This is a genomic window from Aidingimonas lacisalsi (assembly GCF_008079445.1).
Taxonomy (GTDB): domain Bacteria; phylum Pseudomonadota; class Gammaproteobacteria; order Pseudomonadales; family Halomonadaceae; genus Aidingimonas; species Aidingimonas lacisalsi.
Genome location: NZ_VRYH01000002.1, coordinates 1 through 18,458 on the forward strand (window position 1 = coordinate 1; position 18,458 = coordinate 18,458).

At 55.7% G+C, this 18,458-nt stretch carries 21 protein-coding genes and 4 tRNA genes; 16 read left to right on the forward strand and 9 right to left on the reverse strand.

The annotated features are described in order from the left end of the window. Window positions 1-216 precede the first annotated feature (216 nt). A complete protein-coding gene (gene hisC / locus FVV99_RS03205; RefSeq protein WP_148252619.1) occupies window positions 217-1,272 on the reverse strand; it encodes a histidinol-phosphate transaminase in 1,056 nt (351 codons plus the stop codon). A 106-nt stretch (window positions 1,273-1,378) separates the two neighbouring features. Between hisC and FVV99_RS03210 the strand changes: the two genes are divergently transcribed. The 5 genes from FVV99_RS03210 (at window position 1,379) to mnmH (ending at window position 6,535) form a co-directional block, all read left to right on the forward strand. Next, window positions 1,379-2,263 carry an AEC family transporter gene (locus FVV99_RS03210; protein ID WP_148252620.1) on the forward strand — a complete coding sequence of 295 codons (885 nt, stop codon included), beginning with the start codon at window positions 1,379-1,381 and terminating at the stop codon, window positions 2,261-2,263. A gap of 114 nt (window positions 2,264-2,377) precedes the next feature. Beyond that, window positions 2,378-2,830 (forward strand): copper resistance protein NlpE N-terminal domain-containing protein, encoded by a 453-nt coding sequence (locus FVV99_RS03215; RefSeq protein WP_148252621.1) that lies wholly within the window; start codon window positions 2,378-2,380, stop codon window positions 2,828-2,830. A 114-nt stretch (window positions 2,831-2,944) separates the two neighbouring features. Beyond that, window positions 2,945-4,321 (forward strand): DNA repair protein RadA, encoded by a 1,377-nt coding sequence (radA, locus tag FVV99_RS03220; protein WP_148252622.1) that lies wholly within the window; start codon window positions 2,945-2,947, stop codon window positions 4,319-4,321. Between the two features lie 58 nt (window positions 4,322-4,379). After that, the gene (gene selD / locus FVV99_RS03225) at window positions 4,380-5,420 is read left to right on the forward strand and encodes a selenide, water dikinase SelD (protein ID WP_407921329.1); all 1,041 of its coding nucleotides are present in this window, start codon (window positions 4,380-4,382) and stop codon (window positions 5,418-5,420) included. Then, window positions 5,417-6,535 carry a tRNA 2-selenouridine(34) synthase MnmH gene (gene mnmH / locus FVV99_RS03230; RefSeq protein ID WP_148252624.1) on the forward strand — a complete coding sequence of 373 codons (1,119 nt, stop codon included), beginning with the start codon at window positions 5,417-5,419 and terminating at the stop codon, window positions 6,533-6,535. Before selD ends, mnmH begins: the two co-directional genes overlap by 4 nt. On the opposite strand, the gene FVV99_RS03235 is transcribed toward mnmH, so the two are convergent. Beyond that, window positions 6,488-7,174, reverse strand: coding sequence for a type 1 glutamine amidotransferase (locus FVV99_RS03235; RefSeq protein ID WP_148252625.1), 687 nt, complete (start codon window positions 7,172-7,174; stop codon window positions 6,488-6,490). The genes mnmH and FVV99_RS03235 overlap by 48 nt on opposite strands. A gap of 85 nt (window positions 7,175-7,259) precedes the next feature. Here FVV99_RS03235 and FVV99_RS03240 point away from each other — a divergent pair, with 85 nt between their 5' ends. Beyond that, on the forward strand, window positions 7,260-7,556 hold the full coding sequence (locus FVV99_RS03240) for an MGMT family protein (protein ID WP_148252626.1): 297 nt from the start codon (window positions 7,260-7,262) through the stop codon (window positions 7,554-7,556). 34 nt (window positions 7,557-7,590) lie between these two features. Further along, window positions 7,591-8,181: a YjaG family protein gene (locus FVV99_RS03245; protein ID WP_148252627.1), complete on the forward strand. Its 591-nt coding sequence runs from the start codon at window positions 7,591-7,593 to the stop codon at window positions 8,179-8,181. 11 nt (window positions 8,182-8,192) lie between these two features. On the opposite strand, the gene FVV99_RS03250 is transcribed toward FVV99_RS03245, so the two are convergent. The 5 genes from FVV99_RS03250 to hisB form a co-directional block, all read right to left on the reverse strand. Beyond that, window positions 8,193-8,699: a hypothetical protein gene (locus tag FVV99_RS03250; protein WP_236645280.1), complete on the reverse strand. Its 507-nt coding sequence runs from the start codon at window positions 8,697-8,699 to the stop codon at window positions 8,193-8,195. Window positions 8,700-8,709: 10 nt separating this feature from the next. Further along, window positions 8,710-9,483: an imidazole glycerol phosphate synthase subunit HisF gene (hisF, locus tag FVV99_RS03255; protein WP_148252628.1), complete on the reverse strand. Its 774-nt coding sequence runs from the start codon at window positions 9,481-9,483 to the stop codon at window positions 8,710-8,712. Between the two features lie 3 nt (window positions 9,484-9,486). Beyond that, entirely contained in the window at window positions 9,487-10,239 is a 753-nt protein-coding gene (gene hisA, locus FVV99_RS03260) for a 1-(5-phosphoribosyl)-5-[(5-phosphoribosylamino)methylideneamino]imidazole-4-carboxamide isomerase (protein WP_148252629.1), read from the reverse strand. 74 nt (window positions 10,240-10,313) lie between these two features. Next, window positions 10,314-10,955 (reverse strand): imidazole glycerol phosphate synthase subunit HisH, encoded by a 642-nt coding sequence (gene hisH / locus FVV99_RS03265; RefSeq protein WP_148252630.1) that lies wholly within the window; start codon window positions 10,953-10,955, stop codon window positions 10,314-10,316. Window positions 10,956-10,997: 42 nt separating this feature from the next. Then, the gene (gene hisB / locus FVV99_RS03270; RefSeq protein ID WP_148252631.1) at window positions 10,998-11,591 is read right to left on the reverse strand and encodes an imidazoleglycerol-phosphate dehydratase HisB; all 594 of its coding nucleotides are present in this window, start codon (window positions 11,589-11,591) and stop codon (window positions 10,998-11,000) included. Window positions 11,592-11,779: 188 nt separating this feature from the next. Here hisB and FVV99_RS03275 point away from each other — a divergent pair, with 188 nt between their 5' ends. The 7 genes from FVV99_RS03275 to FVV99_RS03305 all read left to right on the forward strand — a co-directional run bounded on the left by FVV99_RS03275 (window position 11,780) and on the right by FVV99_RS03305 (window position 16,357). After that, window positions 11,780-12,232, forward strand: a complete 453-nt coding sequence (locus FVV99_RS03275) for an acetyl-CoA sensor PanZ family protein (RefSeq protein WP_148252632.1) — start codon at window positions 11,780-11,782, stop codon at window positions 12,230-12,232. Then, window positions 12,232-14,565 (forward strand): AsmA family protein, encoded by a 2,334-nt coding sequence (locus FVV99_RS03280; RefSeq protein WP_148252633.1) that lies wholly within the window; start codon window positions 12,232-12,234, stop codon window positions 14,563-14,565. Before FVV99_RS03275 ends, FVV99_RS03280 begins: the two co-directional genes overlap by 1 nt. A 65-nt stretch (window positions 14,566-14,630) precedes the next feature. Continuing rightward, complete coding sequence (mutY, locus tag FVV99_RS03285) at window positions 14,631-15,725, forward strand: A/G-specific adenine glycosylase (RefSeq protein ID WP_148252634.1); 1,095 nt, start codon at window positions 14,631-14,633, stop codon at window positions 15,723-15,725. A 15-nt stretch (window positions 15,726-15,740) separates the two neighbouring features. Next, window positions 15,741-16,013 carry an oxidative damage protection protein gene (locus tag FVV99_RS03290; RefSeq protein WP_148252635.1) on the forward strand — a complete coding sequence of 91 codons (273 nt, stop codon included), beginning with the start codon at window positions 15,741-15,743 and terminating at the stop codon, window positions 16,011-16,013. Between the two features lie 83 nt (window positions 16,014-16,096). Next, window positions 16,097-16,172 (forward strand) — tRNA-Phe (locus FVV99_RS03295). A gap of 6 nt (window positions 16,173-16,178) precedes the next feature. Next, window positions 16,179-16,253: transfer RNA gene (locus FVV99_RS03300), tRNA-Gln, on the forward strand. A gap of 28 nt (window positions 16,254-16,281) precedes the next feature. Further along, a tRNA-Thr gene (locus FVV99_RS03305) sits at window positions 16,282-16,357 on the forward strand. Window positions 16,358-16,698: 341 nt separating this feature from the next. On the opposite strand, the gene FVV99_RS03310 is transcribed toward FVV99_RS03305, so the two are convergent. Next, on the reverse strand, window positions 16,699-17,166 hold the full coding sequence (locus FVV99_RS03310; protein ID WP_201745018.1) for a VOC family protein: 468 nt from the start codon (window positions 17,164-17,166) through the stop codon (window positions 16,699-16,701). Window positions 17,167-17,194: 28 nt separating this feature from the next. Further along, window positions 17,195-17,383 carry an I78 family peptidase inhibitor gene (locus FVV99_RS19025; protein WP_148252636.1) on the reverse strand — a complete coding sequence of 63 codons (189 nt, stop codon included), beginning with the start codon at window positions 17,381-17,383 and terminating at the stop codon, window positions 17,195-17,197. Window positions 17,384-17,477: 94 nt separating this feature from the next. Between FVV99_RS19025 and FVV99_RS03320 the strand changes: the two genes are divergently transcribed. Both FVV99_RS03320 and FVV99_RS03325 read left to right on the forward strand, forming a co-directional pair. Further along, window positions 17,478-17,553 (forward strand) — tRNA-Thr (locus tag FVV99_RS03320). 238 nt (window positions 17,554-17,791) lie between these two features. Next, entirely contained in the window at window positions 17,792-18,457 is a 666-nt protein-coding gene (locus FVV99_RS03325) for a fumarylacetoacetate hydrolase family protein (protein ID WP_148252637.1), read from the forward strand. Window position 18,458 lies beyond the last annotated feature (1 nt).

The following is an 18,458-nucleotide window of genomic DNA, read 5'->3' on the forward strand; positions in this document are numbered from 1 at the left end:
TCAGTCGTGAAACCGCTCAGCGCCGATGGTAGTGTGGGGCTTCCCCATGCGAGAGTAGGTCATCGTCAGGCCCTTATCGAAACAAGCCCCGAGCACCGAGTGTTCGGGGCTTTTTTATGTGTTCGGCCTGTGTCGGCGGCTCGGGCGATGGCTCGCCTGAGACACCGAGCCGGGGCAGTGAGCGAAGGGGAACTGTTAACTCGTGTGTATCAATGTTTAGCGAGTCAGTTCTGAAAGTGTTTCGACCAGATGTGCCATCTCATCGTCGGTACCTATAGAGATACGCATAAAATCTTGTAGTGCCTCGGTATTGAAATGACGGACCAGAATCCCTCGATCACGTAGGGCGAGAAATAGCTGATCTGCTTCATGATGAGGGTGTCTTACTAGAAGAAAGTTGGCCTGTGAAGGTAAGACATCGAAGCCAAGTTGCTGTAGTTGCCTGCGGGTATCATCACGGGTAGCGATGATTCGAGAACGGCACGTTTCAAAATATTGTTCATCCTCGAGAGCTGCAATACCTGCGTCATGGGCGATGCAATCGATGGGATAGGAATTGAAGGAATTCTTGACCCTTTCCAGGCCTTCGATCAACTCGGGGGAACCTATGGCAAACCCTAACCGGAGCCCAGCGAGACTGCGCGACTTGGAGAAGGTATTGGTGATCAATAAATTGGGGTACCGGTTCACTAATGGCGTGGCAGTCTCACCGCCGAAGTCAACATAGGCTTCGTCAATCACGACCACGCATTCCGTAACGCGTTCGAGCAATTTCTCGATAGCGTCTCTTGAGTGACTATGCCCTATAGGTGCGTTGGGATTGGCGAAGATGATACCACCACTATCAGCGTCTAAAGCTTCCAAGGGGACTTGCCATTCGTCGCCCAATGCCAATGTGCGATAGTCGATGCCATAAAGTCGGCAATAGACGGGATAAAAGCTATAAGTGATTGCCGGGATGGATAGTGGCCTTTCCTGCCGGAAAAAGGCCTGGAAAGCAAAGGCTAGAACTTCGTCTGAGCCATTACCGACGAAAACCTGGTTAGCCTCGACGTTGTAGTTTGCTGCAAGTGCACAGCGCAACCCCCACGATTCCGGATCTGGGTAACGTCGTAGATGGTCGGCGGGGAACTCTCGCAGGACCTGTTCTACTCCGGGGGCAGGAGGATAGGGATTTTCATTGGTATTCAGCTTGATCATGCGTTCGCGGGGTTGTTCGCCTGGCACATACGGCGTGAGTTCACGAACTGAGGGGCTCCAGTATTTGCTCATGAATGCTCGCATTGAATGATTTTGACTGTCGTCATGTTGACGCTCGCGGGCGTGTTGCGCAAGTCATTGCCGTGCTAGCGTGTATGGCTAATTCAGGACATTCTTGATGATTGCTCACATTCTTTCGACCTTGTTGCCCGTCTTCCTGATCGCGGGTTGTGGAACACTTTACGGCCATTATCGCTCGCCGGATATTCGTGGTTTGAATACGCTCAATATGGAGCTGTTCGTACCGTTGCTCGTCGTGTCTGTTCTGGCCGATCGGCAAGCTCCTTTAGGTGAGTATGCTGGATTAGCGCTGGCCGCAGCCATGGTAATCCTTGGGTCCGGTATCTTGCTGTGGCCCATAACGCGACTTCTGCATCTGGATGCACGGGTCTTCCTGCCTTCCATGATGTTCAACAACTCCGGCAATATGGGGATCCCCTTGCTGGTGTTTGCATTTGGCGAGGCTGTGTTGCCAGCAGCCATTGTCGTGTTTGTCATCGAGATGCTGTTACATTTTTCCGTTGGGCTGTACATGGTAAGTCCCGGTATCCCGCTATGGCGGATGCTCAGGATACCTATTGTCTTGGCGAGTATCGTAGGCTTGACGTTGAACCTGAGTGAGATTGCCCTGCCCTCTTGGTTGCTGGAGCCGATGGATATGCTGGGGGGCGTGTCCATCCCTCTCATGCTTTTTGCCTTGGGGGTACGGATGCTGGACATTGACTTTCGCGACTGGAAGCTCGGCGTGTTGGGTGCTGTACTATGTCCGTTGAGTGGTCTGCTAGTCGCGCTGCCCCTACTGTGGTGGCTGGATTTGCCAAACTTACAAGCTGCGACTCTTTGGGTGTTTGCTGCCTTGCCACCGGCTGTCCTCAATTATCTGATAGCCGAGCAGTATCGCCAGGAGCCACATAAGGTGGCGTCCTTGGTCTTGATTGGCAATCTGGGGAGTCTGGTGACGATGCCGGTGGTGTTGGGATGGCTATTCGCATCGGGATTTTAAGAAAGTGCCTGTCCAGGCCATTGCATGGGGAACTGTCCGTCAGCCACACTTGTCGTTATGCTATGAATAAGTCATCGTATTCGCGGTGATGGCCCAATGGTTAGGAGGACTCTCATGCAGATAAGGAGCTTGCTGGCTGGTTCTGCCATGCTTGCAGTACTGGCGGGATGTGCCGCAGGACAGATGGATGAGCAGGCTGCAGACGAACCTGCCGCCACTGACGAGGTGGTTTACCAGGGGACGCTGCCCTGCCGGAATTGTGCCGGGATCGATCTTGATGTACGCCTGATGGGTAGTGAGGATAGCGTGGCGGAAGAACGCACCTTCGATCTCGAAGCCAGCTATCGTGATCATCCGCAGAATCCGCCGGATGAGAACTATGCAGGTCAATGGGAGGTCCTGGATGGAACCGAGGCCGAACCCGATGCGACTGTCTATGAGCTGACGCCGGAAGGTGACGGTCAGGTCTATTATTTTCTCAGAGTGGATAACAACACTCTGGAGTTGATAGATCCTCAGCGCCGGCGCTTTGAGAATAATGACATGCTGCAGCTTCAGCGCCAGTGAGTCGTTGTCAGTGATGGAAGCAGGCGGCCTATCAGGGCCGCCTTTTTGTGTGTTAACCACTGCAAGCTGACATAGCACAGGAAACCATGGTTCGCGAGGGTAGAGAAATCTGGCATGGCTAAAGCCAAAAGCGCCTTTGTATGCTCTGAGTGCGGGGCCGAGTATCGTAAGTGGCAAGGACAATGTTCGAGCTGCCATGAGTGGAACACCCTTAGTGAAGTGCGCTTAGCACCGAGTCGTTTCAGCGGGGGAGGAGCTTCGCTTCCCGGCCAGCGTGGCTATGCCGGAGCCACGTCACAAGACGTTGTCGATCTGGGAGCCGTGGACCTGACCGAAGTTCCTCGTTTCTCGTCCACATTCGGTGAATTCGACCGGGTGCTGGGCGGCGGGTTGGTCCCCGGCTCCGCCGTGCTGCTAGGCGGCCACCCTGGCGCCGGTAAGTCGACGCTGCTGCTACAGACAGCATGCAACCTGGCGCAACGGCATAAGGTCCTGTATGTAACCGGCGAAGAGTCGCTTTCTCAAGTGGCGATGCGGGCTCATCGATTACAATTAGCGACCACCGGCCTGAAAATGCTGGCCGAAACCAGTGTGGAAACGATTCTGGGGGCGGCGGAACGAGAGCGCCCACAGGTGTTGATCATTGACTCCATTCAAACCATGCATCTCGAGGAGATTGCCTCGGCACCCGGAGGGGTGGCTCAAGTCCGTGAGTCGGCCTCAGCCATGACACGGTTTGCCAAGCATTCCAATACGGCATTGCTGTTGGTTGGTCATGTCACCAAGGATGGCTCATTAGCAGGTCCCAAGGTGCTCGAGCACATGATCGATGCCTCCCTATTGCTTGAGGGAGGCAATGACTCTCGCTTTCGTACCTTGCGCGGCCAGAAGAATCGCTTTGGTGCGGTCAATGAGCTCGGCGTGTTCGCCATGATGGAGCAGGGGTTGAAGGAAGTACGTAACCCAAGTGCTATCTTTCTTTCGCGTAATGAAGAGCAGTCTTCTGGTAGCCTGGTCATGGTGGTGTGGGAAGGCACACGTCCTATCCTGGTTGAAGTTCAGGCGTTGCTTGATGATTCGGCACTTGGGAACCCGCGGCGTGTGGCTGTGGGGCTGGATCAGAACAGGCTGGCCATGCTGTTGGCGGTGTTGCATCGCCATGGTGGCCTGTTCACCGGCGATCAGGATGTGTTCCTGAACGTCGTCGGCGGAGTCAAGGTATTGGAAACCAGCGCTGATTTGGCTGTATTGCTGGCCATTGTATCGAGCCTGAAAGATCGAGCCTTGCCTCGTGAACTGGTGGTATTTGGAGAAGTGGGGCTCTCGGGGGAAATTCGGCCAGTTCCCAGTGGTCAGGAACGTATTCTGGAAGCTTCCAAGCATGGATTCGAGCGGGCGATCGTCCCGCGTGGCAATGCTCCCAAGCAATCTCCCGCCGGAATGGAAGTGATTGCCGTGTCGCGGTTGTCAGAAGCCCTCGATGCGCTCTGAATCGCTTTTACTCCATAGGTCATCATCTAGACTCTAGGTAGTACATGAGAAGGAGAATATGATGAGCGCGATTCGCCTGACCCAATTCAGTCATGGGGCCGGTTGTGGCTGTAAAATCGCTCCTGATGTCCTGGACGGCATCCTTGCCAAGGCTGGACCGGGAGCCAGTCATGCGCGCTTGATCGTCGGTAATCAAGGTCGCGAGGATGCCGCTGTCTATGATCTGGGCGATGGTCGCGGCATGATCGCGACGACAGACTTTTTCATGCCGATTGTCGATGATCCTTTTGATTTTGGTCGTATCGCAGCGACGAACGCCATCAGTGATGTCTTTGCCATGGGGGGAACGCCTGTCATGGCACTGGGTATCCTTGGCTGGCCATTGGACAAGCTGGGGGCCGACATCGCAGGAGATGTCGTCGCTGGGGCCCAAGCCGTGTGTCGTGAATTGGGAGTAGCGTTGGCGGGCGGTCACTCCATTGATGCCCCGGAACCGATGTTTGGCCTGGCAGTCAATGGGCTGGTGGACCTTGACCATCTGAAGCTCAATAAGGGAGCCCAGGTAGGCGATTTACTGTACCTCACGAAGCCATTAGGGGTAGGGTTTCTGACAACGGCTGAAAAACAGGGGTTGCTGGAAATCGGACACCAAGGGCTGGCCCGGGAAACCATGTTGGCCTCCAATGATATCGGTCCTGCATTGGCCAGGATAAAGGGGGTTCATGCCATGACCGATGTCACGGGCTTCGGCTTGGCAGGGCATCTCGTCGAGGTATGTCGTGCCAGCGGGGTCGCGGCGCGGATTGATTTCAAGCACCTGCCTCGTCTGGCAGAGGCCGAAGCCTATCGCCGCAAGGGCGCAGTACCTGGAGGCTCGGCGCGTAATCGCCAGGCACTCGGGAAGGCGTTGCCATCGATGGATGAGCCTCATTGGCAGTGGCTTTGCGATCCTCAGACATCCGGTGGTCTACTGCTTTCAGTTCATCCCTCCTGGGCGGATGACGTAGAGCGGCTTGGGCGTCAGCATGAGATGACGTTGGAGCCGTTTGGTGAGGTCGTCGCGGCGAGTGGAGAGGGTTTGATCGAGGTACGTGGATGACGTTACCAGTGATCGAGCCGGACCTCGATCTGCTCCGCCAAGAACGCCTCCTGATCGATGTTCGGGCACCGGTGGAGTTTTTGCAGGGTTCGCTACCTGGCGCTGTCAATTTACCGCTGTTGGACGATGACGAGCGTCGACAGGTCGGGATTGCCTATAAACACCAAGGGCAGGCAGCTGCGATTGAGCTTGGCCATCGTCTTGTCTCCGGATCCGTCAAAGCAGAAAGAGTCAGAGCATGGGTCCAGCAAGCCATGCAGCACCCGGATGCCGTGCTTTACTGTTTTCGTGGTGGCATGCGTTCACAGATTGCTCAGCAGTGGCTTGCCGAGGCCGGCATTAAGCTCCCCAGGATTCGCGGTGGCTGGAAAGTCATGCGCCAGCGTCTGTGTTCTCGGATCAGCGCTGCCGCTGAACGTCCACTACTCGTTGTGGGCGGTTTGACGGGGTGTGCCAAGACCCGTTTGATCCAGTCATTGCCTAATGGACTCGATCTGGAAGGGTGTGCTCATCATAAGGGGTCGGCGTTTGGTCGCCACCCTTTGCTGTCTCCGGCGCAGATCGATTTTGAACATGACATGGGGCGAAGTCTGCTATCGAACCACGAAACCTGTGTTGTCGAGGATGAGTCGCGTCATATCGGTGCCGTGAATATACCGCTGGATTTCTGGCACGCGATGGAACGTGCACCGCGGATTCGTGTAGAAATGCCTCTGGATTGGCGTCTGGAACAGATTCGTCGAGACTATATCGATGACCTTTGGGCGATCTACCAGAACCAGTTCGGCGATTGGCTCGGTTGGGCATTGATGCGGAAGCAGCTATCGTCAGCGCTTTTGCGCTTGAAAAAGCGCCTGGGTAGCGCACGATTGGCTCGCCTTCAGCGACTTCAGTCGCTTGCGTTCACGGAACACGAGCGGGGCAACAGGCAGGCCCATGAGGCCTGGTTAGCGCCACTGCTGACTGAATACTACGATCCCATGTACCGTTACCAGTTGGAAAAGCATTCGCACTGTTTTCTCCATGTCGGCGATTGGCATAGTTGTCTGGAAGCGGCACGAGAGTGGTCAGCTAACCACTTGCAGCCATTGGCACAGCACGCGGTCAAGCAGTGACGCTTGATGATCGAAACGCTTTGGATCGTCGGTCACTTCCGTCCCCACTGAGGCTAGCGTCCTATCGGCGATTGATGCTGGAGTGATCCCCAGTAATGCTTGGGCACTACCTTGAGTGGCTTCCAGATGACACTGCATGGCAACGACGCGACCGTGGTCCCAGGAAAAGCCCTGGACAGGACAGGTCGTTGTACTCCCCAGGGGCAATGCTCCATCCGGCAGCCCGAAAACCTGATTTTGCCAGAGGAAAGCATCGAAGTGTTCGGGCAGATCAAAGGGGCTGTCCGGAGCTCGCTCGATAGTATGCCAGCCAATTTCGGCATGCGTTCCAGGAGAGGCAATGGCACCCAGTTCCGTTGCAATGAGTCTGGCGCCATGACCAATGCCAAGAAGTGGCTTACCGCTTTTCAATGTACGTGCTATCAGCTTGCGCTCGCGCTTTACCCATCCTGGGGGAGGCCCATCGCTGGCCTCCATGGGAGCGTCCAGTACAATCAGTCCATCGCAATCGGCTAGACGTGGCAAAGCTTCATCTCTATGTAGATGACAGCTATTGTGGCTGTGTCCCATGCCGATCAGCCAGTCAGCTAGTCTGGCGGGGCCGATGGCGTCGGTATGTTCCAGGAAATAAATATGCATGACGTATCCAGAACTCATTCGTGCGTCGTATATCAGTACTGCCTGTCATTCGTGGGTCGCTTGGACCTGTAGCAGGGGAGTCGTCATGGCACGATCGGAATTGCTCGAGCAGATCTATACCATTGTTGCACAGATACCTGCTGGTCGTGTGACTACTTATGGTCGTGTGGCACAAATGACTGAGGGTGCCACGCCGCGCATGGTAGGAAGTGCCATGCGCCACTTGCCGGATGGTCATGACTTGCCTTGGCATCGTGTCATCAACGCATCACGACGCGTGACCGAGCATGGTGGGGCAGTGCGGCAACGGGAACGTCTGCGGGCAGAAGGCGTGGTCTTTGACAGCAAAGGGCGCGTCAGGTCCGATCTCTTGTGGCCTTGATCCCTATTCTCATCGCTGTTTCGGAATATGAATAATGTCTTTGAATCATGATGATTTCCAGCACAGGCTACGCCGATTGACAAAGCGTCAACGCACTGCCTTTATGGCAGCCTTGTGCGAGCGCCTCTTACCCAATTACGGACTCTATGCGGATACTTCCGGCGAAGGTGATGTGGTCGCATTGCGTAACATACTGGACCTGGTCTGGGAATCGCTATTGGTTGTGGACGCTCGCATCGATTTCGGGCGCCAGGCAGAGAAGCTAAGCGAGCTTCAGCCGCCTGCGGATGATGATAGCTTTGGTGCTCGACGCGCGCTTGAGACCACCATGGCCATCGCAGCGACACTTGATGTATTGCAAGGAGATGCCGAGGAGGCTGTGTTCGAGGTGAGTCGCGTATCACAAGCTGGAGTGATTGCGTTCATTGAACTAACAGAAAGTATCGACGATGAAGGTTCCCTTGCGGATGCGCTGCGCAATCACCCCCTGATGGACGATGAAGACAGATTTCAGTCTGCTGTTCTTGACGCGGTCGAGGCATCGTCTGAGCGCAACGCCATAAAGGCGTTACGACGTCTAGGGCGTAACAACGGCGTGAGCAACTTGGGCCTTACCCTGGATTAACTGTCTTTGGTTTAGAAGCGTATGCCTGCTGTCATCATGAGTCCGGCACCGCCGAAAACGAGTAGGTCCGTTTCCACGGGTCCCCAACGCGCGCCGATACCCGGCAGGATGGCAGGAGCAATGCCCAGGTCGTTGAGAGGAATCTTGTCTTCTTTGTCACCATCATAACCGCGCAGTAAGCCCGCCGTCAGTTTGGCATGCAATTCAAAATCATCGCTGGGTTGCCATAATGAAAATCGCTTGCCGCCGTAAAAGTACCAACTGGGTTGGTCAAAGGAGTTCTTGAACCAGGCGGTTCCCGCTAACCATTCATCCGGATTGCGGAGTTCTATGCCGATCAGGTTCTGGTCTTCGGTATGTTCAGGGTCAGGGTCAAAATGCTCAGTATACAGGCTGGTCTGTACATACCAGTGGTCTAACGTGAAATCCGGATAGGCCTGTGTCTGAGCTGCTGCCAACGTACTGATGACCGCTAGACAGCCGGTTGCTAAGCGTTTCATGGAGCATTGCCATGCCATGATGATATCCTTAAAGCCGCATTTCGATCCCGTGCTCCGCCATGTAGCGCTTGGCGTCGGGAATGCTGTGCTCGCCGAAATGGAAAATGCTGGCCGCCAGTACCGCATCAGCACCGCCTTCTTTCACGCCGGCCACTAAGTGGTCGAGGTTACCGACACCGCCTGAAGCGATCACCGGTACCGCAACAGCTTCAGAAATTGCATGTGTGAGGCCCAGGTCAAACCCTGCCTTGGTGCCGTCGCGGTCCATGCTGGTCAGCAACAATTCGCCCGCACCCAAGGCTACCATGTTTTGCGCCCATTCGATGGCATCCAAACCAGTGGCATTGCGACCGCCGTGGGTGAAGATTTCCCAACGCGGGGCTTCACTCGATTGAGAGACTCGCTTGGCATCAATAGCGACGACAATGCACTGACTGCCGAAGCGCTGCGCAGCTTCATACACGAAGTCGGGATCATGAACGGCAGCTGTATTGATCGAGACCTTGTCGGCACCGGCATTCAACATGGTACGTATATCGTCACAGGTACGAATTCCGCCCCCCACTGTCAAAGGGATGAAGACTTCACCGGCGATACGTTCGACCATGTCAACGGTCGTGCCGCGATCTTCATGACTCGCGGTAATGTCGAGAAAGGTGATTTCATCTGCGCCCTGCTGATTGTATCGCTTGGCTATTTCCACCGGATCGCCGGCATCCCGAATGCCTACGAAGTTGACTCCTTTCACCACACGGCCGCCATCGACGTCCAGACAAGGGATGATACGCTTGGCCAGTCCCATGGTTCAGCTCCCACTCGTGGTCTGTGTTAATTCATCGCTTACGTGCTGGGCTTCCGAGATATCCAGACTGCCTTCATAGATGGCACGCCCCGTGATAGCTCCGAGAATGCCCTGGTCGGCGACCTTGGCCAGGGCGCGGATGTCATCAAGATGAGACACACCGCCTGAGGCGATCACGGGTAACCCCCCGATGCGAGCGAGTTCGGCGGTTGCCTCGATATTAACCCCCTCCATCATTCCATCTCGCGCAATATCGGTATAGACAATCGACATCACACCATCATCAGCAAACTGCTGGGCCAGGTCGGTTGCCTTGAGTGCAGATACCTCGGCCCAGCCATCGGTTGCGACATAACCATCACGAGCATCGAGGCCGACGATGACATGGCCAGGAAACTTTCGACACATGTCTCTGACGAAGGCAGGTTCCTTGACGGCTTGCGTGCCGATGATGACATAGGAAACACCGGCATCAAGATAATGGGCAATCGTGCTTTCGGAGCGGATGCCTCCCCCTATCTGAATCGGCAAGTCCGGATAAGCCCGAGCAATAGCCGTTACCGCCTCGCCATTCACCGGTTTGCCCTCGAAGGCGCCATTGAGATCGACTAGATGAAGGCGCCGTGCACCAGCCTCCACCCAACGAGCGGCCATGGCCACGGGATCATCACCGTAGGTAGTGGCAGCATTCATTCGACCCTGCTTGAGGCGAACGCACTTGCCGTCCTTGAGATCAATGGCAGGAATTACCAGCATGTCGTATTCTCTTTGGTCCAGTGGACAGGATGATGTGAGATGTCGAAGTGTTTGGCAGATAGCGGTTGCGTGCCTCAAGGCTCCCAGTTGACAAAGTTTTCCAGTAAACGCAGACCGGCACCGGCACTTTTCTCGGGGTGGAACTGCACTGCAAAGACAGGCCCTCGGCCGATGGCTGCATGTACCTGGGCATCACCATACTCGGTCTTACCGAACACGGATGCATCCTCTGTCGCATCCACGTAGTAGCTGTGAACGAAATAAAACCGCTCACCGTCATCGATTCCATCCCACAAGGGATGCGGGTGATATTGATGAACCCTGTTCCATCCCATGTGAGGTACCTTGAGCCGATGCCCCTGGCTATCACGTAAGTCATGCTTGAAGCGGCGTACCTTTCCGGGGATGAAGCCCAGGCAAGCAATGCCGTCGTTTTCTTCGCTATCGTCTAGCAGCATCTGCTCACCGACGCAGATACCCAGCAGCGGCTTCTCTGCATCGGCCAGCACTTCTTGAACCAAACCTTTGACTTCACTACGCTCCAGCTCGGCCATGCAGTCACGAATGGCCCCCTGACCAGGCAGCACGAGGCGTGTTGCACCACGAATACGCCGTGCATCGCGTGTGACAACGACATGTTCATGTGTCACGTGCTCAAGTGCCTTGGCGACGGAATGAAGATTGCCCATTCCGTAGTCGATGACGGCAATGGTCATGCGGACTCCTTGTTCATGGCAAAAGCATTCATATATGGCGAGTCAAAGACTGCCCTTGGTCGATGGCATCTGGCCGGTCATACGTGGATCGTTGTCAATCGCCACTCGTAATGCCCGACCGAAAGCCTTGAATATGGTCTCGGCCTGGTGGTGGGCATTGGAACCTTTAAGGTTGTCTATGTGTAGTGTGATCCGGGCATGGTTGGCCAGCCCCTGGAAGAACTCTTGAAATAGCTGGGTATCGAAACGACCAATCGCGGCACTCGTGAATTCGGCGTTCATAACGAGACCAGGGCGTCCGGAAAAGTCGATCACTACGCGTGATAGCGCCTCATCGAGAGGTACATAGGCGTGGCCGTAGCGGTAGATGCCGCGTTTGTCGCCAACCGCTTCGTCCAAGGCCTGACCCAATGTGATACCAATATCTTCTACTGTGTGATGATCGTCGATCTGCAAATCACCTTGGGCATCGATATCGAGGTCTATCAGACCATGACGAGCGACCTGGTCTAGCATATGCTCTAGAAACGGTACGCCGGTATCACAGGTCAAATTTCCCTGTCCGTCGAGATCGATACCCACCGTGATCTGTGTCTCCCGGGTATTGCGGGTGACCTTGGCGGTACGCTCGGACATACGGTACATCTCCTGTACTTGGCGCTCTAACAGCGAACGGGTGGTTCATGCCCTCGACGCTAGGTGATCGCGATTCATCGACCGGATGTCCAGGGTAGAGGAACTATTATAGAGAATCGTAACCCCCATCCGCTACAATGCGGCTAGAACTGGCGACGATTAGCCGTTGCGCCCACGGAGACATGCGAATGCCGGTCACGCTTTACCGGGTCGATCATGCCATTTGGGCTGCAGACGCTCAGGTGGCTTGTGGATTGTCACGCATTTATGCCGATGCGCCACCAGATCGCTTACCTCAGCCGTCGGGTGTATTCGTTGAAATGCATTTGCGGGCTGGAGGGGTGTTCTATTGTGCTCGCTTCAATGCACGGTTGCTGGGTGCTGTCGCAGCCCGTGTTGATGATGAGGAGTGGTGGTTATCGCATATGTGCGTGCGCAAGACAACACGGCGACGAGGTGTCGGTTCTCGTATGCTTGCCCTGGTGGCAGCGGCGGCAGCCCAAGAAGGCTGTGTGATACGAGTTCATGCGGCGTCGTTGATGATGGGTGACCAACTGTTGCTGTCTCGACTTGGCTATCGCCTCGTGGCGGGTGGTGACCATTTCGAATTGAATCCGCTGCCATCTCATGGAGGACATTGATGAGAGCGTTGTTACGTACGCTGTTGGCCGTGATCGGCGTTCTAGGATTGGTGATGCTGGGCGCGGTGGTTTATGTCACGACATTTTTCGATCCCAATGATCTGAAACCCCGACTCGTGGAGGTCGTGCGAGAACACTCCGGCTTGGAGCTCACTCTGGATGGACCATTATCCTGGTCGTTCTATCCACGTCTAGGCGTCAGTGTGCAAGAAGCAGAAGCCCGTCTGCCCGATCAGGAGACCGATGAGGCATTCATGGCCTTCAGCCAGGCCGAGGTAAGTCTGGCGTTTGCCCCTTTGTTGTCTGGAGAGATTGCTATTGATGGTCTCACTATCGATGGCATGCGGCTCAATCTGGCCCGAAACGACAAAGGGCAAGGCAACTGGGAGGCTTTCCTCGAGCGGTTGGGCGAGCGCAGCGAAGATGCCGAGGCCGCCTTGGCACCGGCATCGTCCGGTCCCAACCCTGATGAACAGGGAGGTATGGCAGTGGCACTGGACATAGCCAGCGTCAGGCTACGTGAGGGTGAAGTTCGCTTCAGTGACGAAATGCACGATCGCCATTGGGATATCACCGGGGTGGATGTCAGCGGTTCCAATGTCAACCCGGCATCCGCGTTTCCGTTGAGCACGACATTTCATCTCGATGCTTATGAAGGTGCTGAACGACCCGGCGATGAGAGCGATGCTGTCCCCTATCTGAGCAGCGATGTGTCCTTCGATAGTCACGTGCGCCTCGGGTTGGCCGACGATCGCTATGAGTTCAGTGAACTTGTGCTGAAAACCGACACGGCATTCACAGAGTTGGAAGATCGACGGCAGCAACTGACCCTATCACTAGGTGATTTTGTCGCCGAACTCGATGAGCAGCGCTATCAGGCAGAGGACGGCCAGGTGAGTGCGAGTCTCAATCATCCCGCTTGGGGTGACAGTGCCATGCCTCTGACCTTGAATTTCGATGGTGAAGCTGACCTGAAGGAACAAACCGCTCGAATCAGTCAGTGGCAACTTACCGGTGAGGATAATCTGGATCTCGGTGGGCACTTGCTGGTCAGCGATCTGCTCGGAGACATGCACTATAGTGGCCAGCTCAGTCTGGCGCCGATGTCTCTGCGCCCGTGGCTTGAGCGATTCGATGCATTGCCCAGCATGGCCAGTGAGGACGCCTTGAGCGATGTGACTCTGACTAGTCCGCTGCGGGGGAATACCCGAGAGATCATGCTGAGTAGCCTGACACTGGCGATGGATGATAGCACTTTCACCGGGCATCTGAATGCGGGGCTGACCGGCGAATTGCTCGATTTCGAACTCACTGGTGATACGCTAAATCTTGACGCCTATCTGCCTCCTCCCGAGCAGGCAGGAGAACGGGAGGAAGAGGCTATGCTTGGCGTGCCGGGAGTAACCGCCGCCTATGCCCAAGACAATGAGTCGCAAGCCGGGTTGTTGCCGACAGCCTGGCTCGCTTCCCTGACGCTGAATGGTGAGTTGAGTCTCGACCATCTCGATATGTTCGGCATGTCTCTCGATGACGCAGAACTGGTGCTCCAGGGAGAGGATGGGCGTCATCAGCTCGAACGCCTCGAGGCAACCTTGTATGGCGGGACGTTGTCGGCCACCGGGGACCTGGGGTTGCAGGATAGTCTGCCACGTTGGCGCCTGGAGCCGCGTCTCGACGGTGTGCAAGTGGACTCACTCTATCAGGCGTTGATGGATACCGAATCTCCGTTGCGCGGACGTCTCGACCTTTCAGGAGAGTTGACGACTCAAGGTAATGCCATGCCTTTGCTGCGGCGAAACCTCAATGGCATTCTTGAAACTCGCATCAATGACGGGGCCGTGCTCGACACGAATGTGTCTAGAGAGCTTTGTAGTATTGCCGCCAGTCTTGAGGGCGAGGAAATGACGCGCGACTGGCATACAGATACTCGCTTCGATCGGGCTCAAGCGAGTTTCGAGATTCGTGACGGTGTCGCATACAACGATGATCTGGATGTCGCGATTCCGGGGATCACGATCGGAGGAGAAGGCGAATTGAATCTCGAGACGCAGCGTTTCGATTACAACGCTGCAGCACGGTTTGCCGATACCGCCGATGCGGCATGCGATGTCAATCCTCGCCTGGAGCGTGTACCGGTGCCGGTGAGATGTGAAGGTGAACTCGGCGGAGTACCAAGTGAGTGGTGTCGTTTCGATCGTGATGCGTTCGTGGAGTCGATTGGTAACCTGGCACGAGATGAAGCCATTGATCGAGCAAGCGAAGAGATCCGTGATCGGCTAGGCAATGAAGGTGCCGGGGAACTCGAAGACGCATTGCGTGGTCTGTTTGATTGAGCATCATTGAAAGCCAGTCCCTGCGCCGACATCCCTGTCGGCGCTTTTTTTAGCATGAGTGTTTAATGAACGACTTGCATGACATAGACCTGACGCCAAGCCAGTTTCAGCACCGGTTGTTAGCTTGGTATGAACGTCATGGACGCAAAACCCTGCCTTGGCAGTATGACAGAACTCCCTATCGTGTCTGGGTATCAGAAATCATGCTGCAGCAGACGCAGGTGGCGACAGTGATCCCGTATTATGAGCGTTTCATGGAGCGTTTCCCGGATGTGCAAGCGCTGGCTGAAGCATCGTTGGATGAAGTGCTCCATCTATGGACTGGCCTGGGTTACTACGCTCGTGGACGGAATCTGCACAAGGCGGCGCGTGTCATTGTGGAGTCGTATGGCGGCGAGTTTCCCGTACATAGCCTGGATGCCATGGCGTCTCTACCTGGGATTGGCCGCTCGACAGCCGGTGCGATCATCAGCTTGAGCACCGGCCAGCGAGCAGTCATTCTTGATGGTAACGTCAAACGTGTCCTGGCGCGCCTGCACGCAGTGGAAGGCTGGCCAGGGCGGACGGCGGTTGAACGGACGTTATGGCAACTGGCCGAGCGCTATACGCCTGACGAGTGCCTGCCGGAGTATTCCCAGGCGATGATGGATTTGGGGGCCATGCTGTGCTCGCGCGGCAAGCCTAGTTGCCTGCTATGCCCCTTCGAGGACGTATGTAACGCCCACGCTATGGGACAGGAACGCCGCTTCCCCGGATCCAAGCCCAAAAAGCGATTGCCGGAACGGCAGACGCTTATGCTGCTGCTGCGAGATGGCAACGGGCGAGTGTATCTCGAAAAACGCCCGGGGACCGGCATCTGGGGCGGACTCTGGTGCTTTCCTCAGTTTGATGATATGGCCTCGCTCCAGGACTGGCTGGTGAGCCATGCTGACGGGGCGACGGTGAAAGACACGTGGTCGGTGTTTACGCATACGTTCAGTCACTTTCGACTCTCGGTCACGCCTGTGACGGCTTTCTCATCATCGGCAGTCTCCGTGAATGAAGGTGGTGCATGCTGGTACGATCCGAGCCATCCTCCCAACCTCGGTTTGGCGGCGCCGGTCAAGGCGTTGCTCGAAATCCTGACGCCGTATGCCGTATCATCAACCTCCACTCGATAGTCAGGAGCCTGTGTCATGTCTCGGACCGTATTCTGCCGCAAGTATCAGCAAGAGATGGAGGCATTGGCCTTTCCGCCATTACCGGGCAAGAAAGGCCAGGAAATCCAAGCCAATGTTTCTAAGCAAGCCTGGGAAGAGTGGCAAGCTCTGCAGACACGGCTGATCAATGAAAAGCACCTCAACATGCTGGACCCGACATCCAGAGAGTACCTGATGGAACAGATGGAACGTTTCCTGAACAATCAGGAGACCGACCAGGCAGAAGGCTATGTGCCGCCTAGCGAGTAACCCCCGATGTGATCGGGCATCTTTTTGAATTGGAAGCCTTGACGGGGTCACGCCTTTCTAGTTAAATACGCGCCGTTGGCAGCGGCCAGATAGCTCAGTCGGTAGAGCAGTGGATTGAAAATCCTCGTGTCGGCGGTTCGATTCCGTCTCTGGCCACCACAATGCTGGGGTATAGCCAAGCGGTAAGGCACTGGTTTTTGGTATCAGCATGCGCAGGTTCGAATCCTGCTACCCCAGCCAAGCCAACATATATGGCAAGTGTTGATATGCCGGCATAGCTCAGTTGGTAGAGCAACTGACTTGTAATCAGTAGGTCCCGGGTTCGACTCCTGGTGCCGGCACCATCGAAAAGATGCGCTAAATCAACGGATTGCAAGATACCAAAACCGCCCATCGAGGCGGTTTTGTTGTTTGTGCATAGATTATCTACGTAGATTGTGACCTTATTCATCCGCGCCTGGCCATGGCACCAACGGACGCTTAGCTCGTAGACGCCCATCATCCCCCTGACCTGTGGCCGCTGGCGTAGGCGGTGTCGTTGAGGTCGGGGGAATTCCCCCCGCACGACGACCATGATTTTGGCCTGATCGACGATGACATCGAGCAGCACAATATCGGGCCTGGGACAGTGGTTGATCGTTGGCCCAGTTGAAACGCGATGCTGATGACGCCGAGTCAGTTCGGCTCACTCAACACCTTCAAAGGCCTGCTCGATGAATGCTTCGAGTGTGGCGGCTTCCAGAATCTCAATGGAGAAATGCCCAAAGCGCTTCGGAAGCCACAGTATACGGCTCCCCACTGGGGAGCTGAGGTCATCGCGCTGAATGGGCTGGCCATGCTCATCCTCGGGTTGGACGCCGGCGGCGACCAACTCGTCATAGACGGCGTCGATATCAGGTGTCGAGTAGCAGTGCCGATAGATGACACCAGGACCTTGTTGGTCCATCAGTTCCTTGAGATTGCCGGCGATGGGCTGAACCAGCATGAATCGTTCCACACCGAACTTCACGATGGCATAGCGGACGTGCAGCCCACCTCTGTTCCAAACGATAGTGTTGGAAATCGAGGCCTTGAACACGTCGGCGTAATACGCGCATGCCTCTTCAAGATCCTCGACCAGCACATCAATGTGACTGAATTTCAAGTCCATCATTCATCCCCATGGTCGTTCCAGCAAGTACCTAGCCGCACTGGATCGTTTGGATGATCTCCGCTTCATCTACCGAGGCGCGATCAGCCCGGTACTCCAATGTGTAGGCCATACCGGGGCGTTTCATCCTGACGGCGCCCGCCCCGCTTTCCTCCTCTAGACGTTCGCTTATCGCCTCCGTGTAGGCAGCGCTGGACTTGTTGCGCTCCGCAAGCATCATCCGACGGGTTCATGGTGGGCGGCTCCGGCGCCTCATTACGGGGGCTTCTCTCGACTTGCTGAGCGTGCTTGCGATCCGTAATATCGATTTTCCCGCCGGTGTAGCTCAGTTGGTAGAGCAACGCATTCGTAATGCGTAGGTCGGTGGTTCGAGTCCACTCACCGGCACCATGCCTGTTCATTGATATTGGTCAGTTAGCCCCAAATGAACAAAGATAACATTGCCCTTCGTCGTGGCGAGATAGAGTCCTCATCCATTCTAAGATATCCTCTGGTGCGCACTGGGCGCCATGACGTGGTATCGTCGTCCACTAGGTCGCTCGGCAGTGTGTCTGGGGTGCGCTAAACTAACATCTGCTTCGATGGGCGGCCGAAAGGTCGCCTTCATCGTGTCGGGGAGAGTATCGCGATGCGCTTCGTGCCGCGTTTCAATGATGGTCAGGAGTATTCCGAGGCGCTTGGCAAGATTGTCTGTGTCGGGCGGAACTACAGTGACCATGCCAAGGAACTGAACAATCCGGTTCCTCGTGAACCTTTGCTGTTCATCAAGCCGTCGACCAGTGCAGTGTCTCTGGACGCCCCGATTGAGGCTCCCTTTTCCCGTGGCGACGTGCATTTCGAGACGGAGTTGGCGCTGCTGATTGGCAAGACGCTATCGGGAGTTGATGAAGACGAAGCGCAGCGTGCTGTGATTGGTATCGGTGTGGCGCTGGATCTGACGCTGCGCGATGTACAGTCGCGTCTGAAAGAGAATGGGCATCCTTGGGAGATTGCCAAGGGGTTTGATGGTTCCTGCCCGTTGTCGTCATTCCTGCGGGTGGATAGGGTCCCCAACTGGAATGCGCTGGCATTTTGTCTGACTATCGATGGCGAGCTTCGACAGCAGGGAGAAGGCTCGGAAATGCTGTTTCCAGTACCGACGTTGCTATCCGAGATAAGTCGGCACTTTACCTTGTTGCCTGGCGATGTCGTCTTGACTGGAACGCCCGCCGGGGTCGGCTTGCTCCCGAGAGGAGCAACCCTGGAGTTCTCTTTGACAGGGGGGCTTGAGGTTGCGACGACGGTCGTTGAGTGAT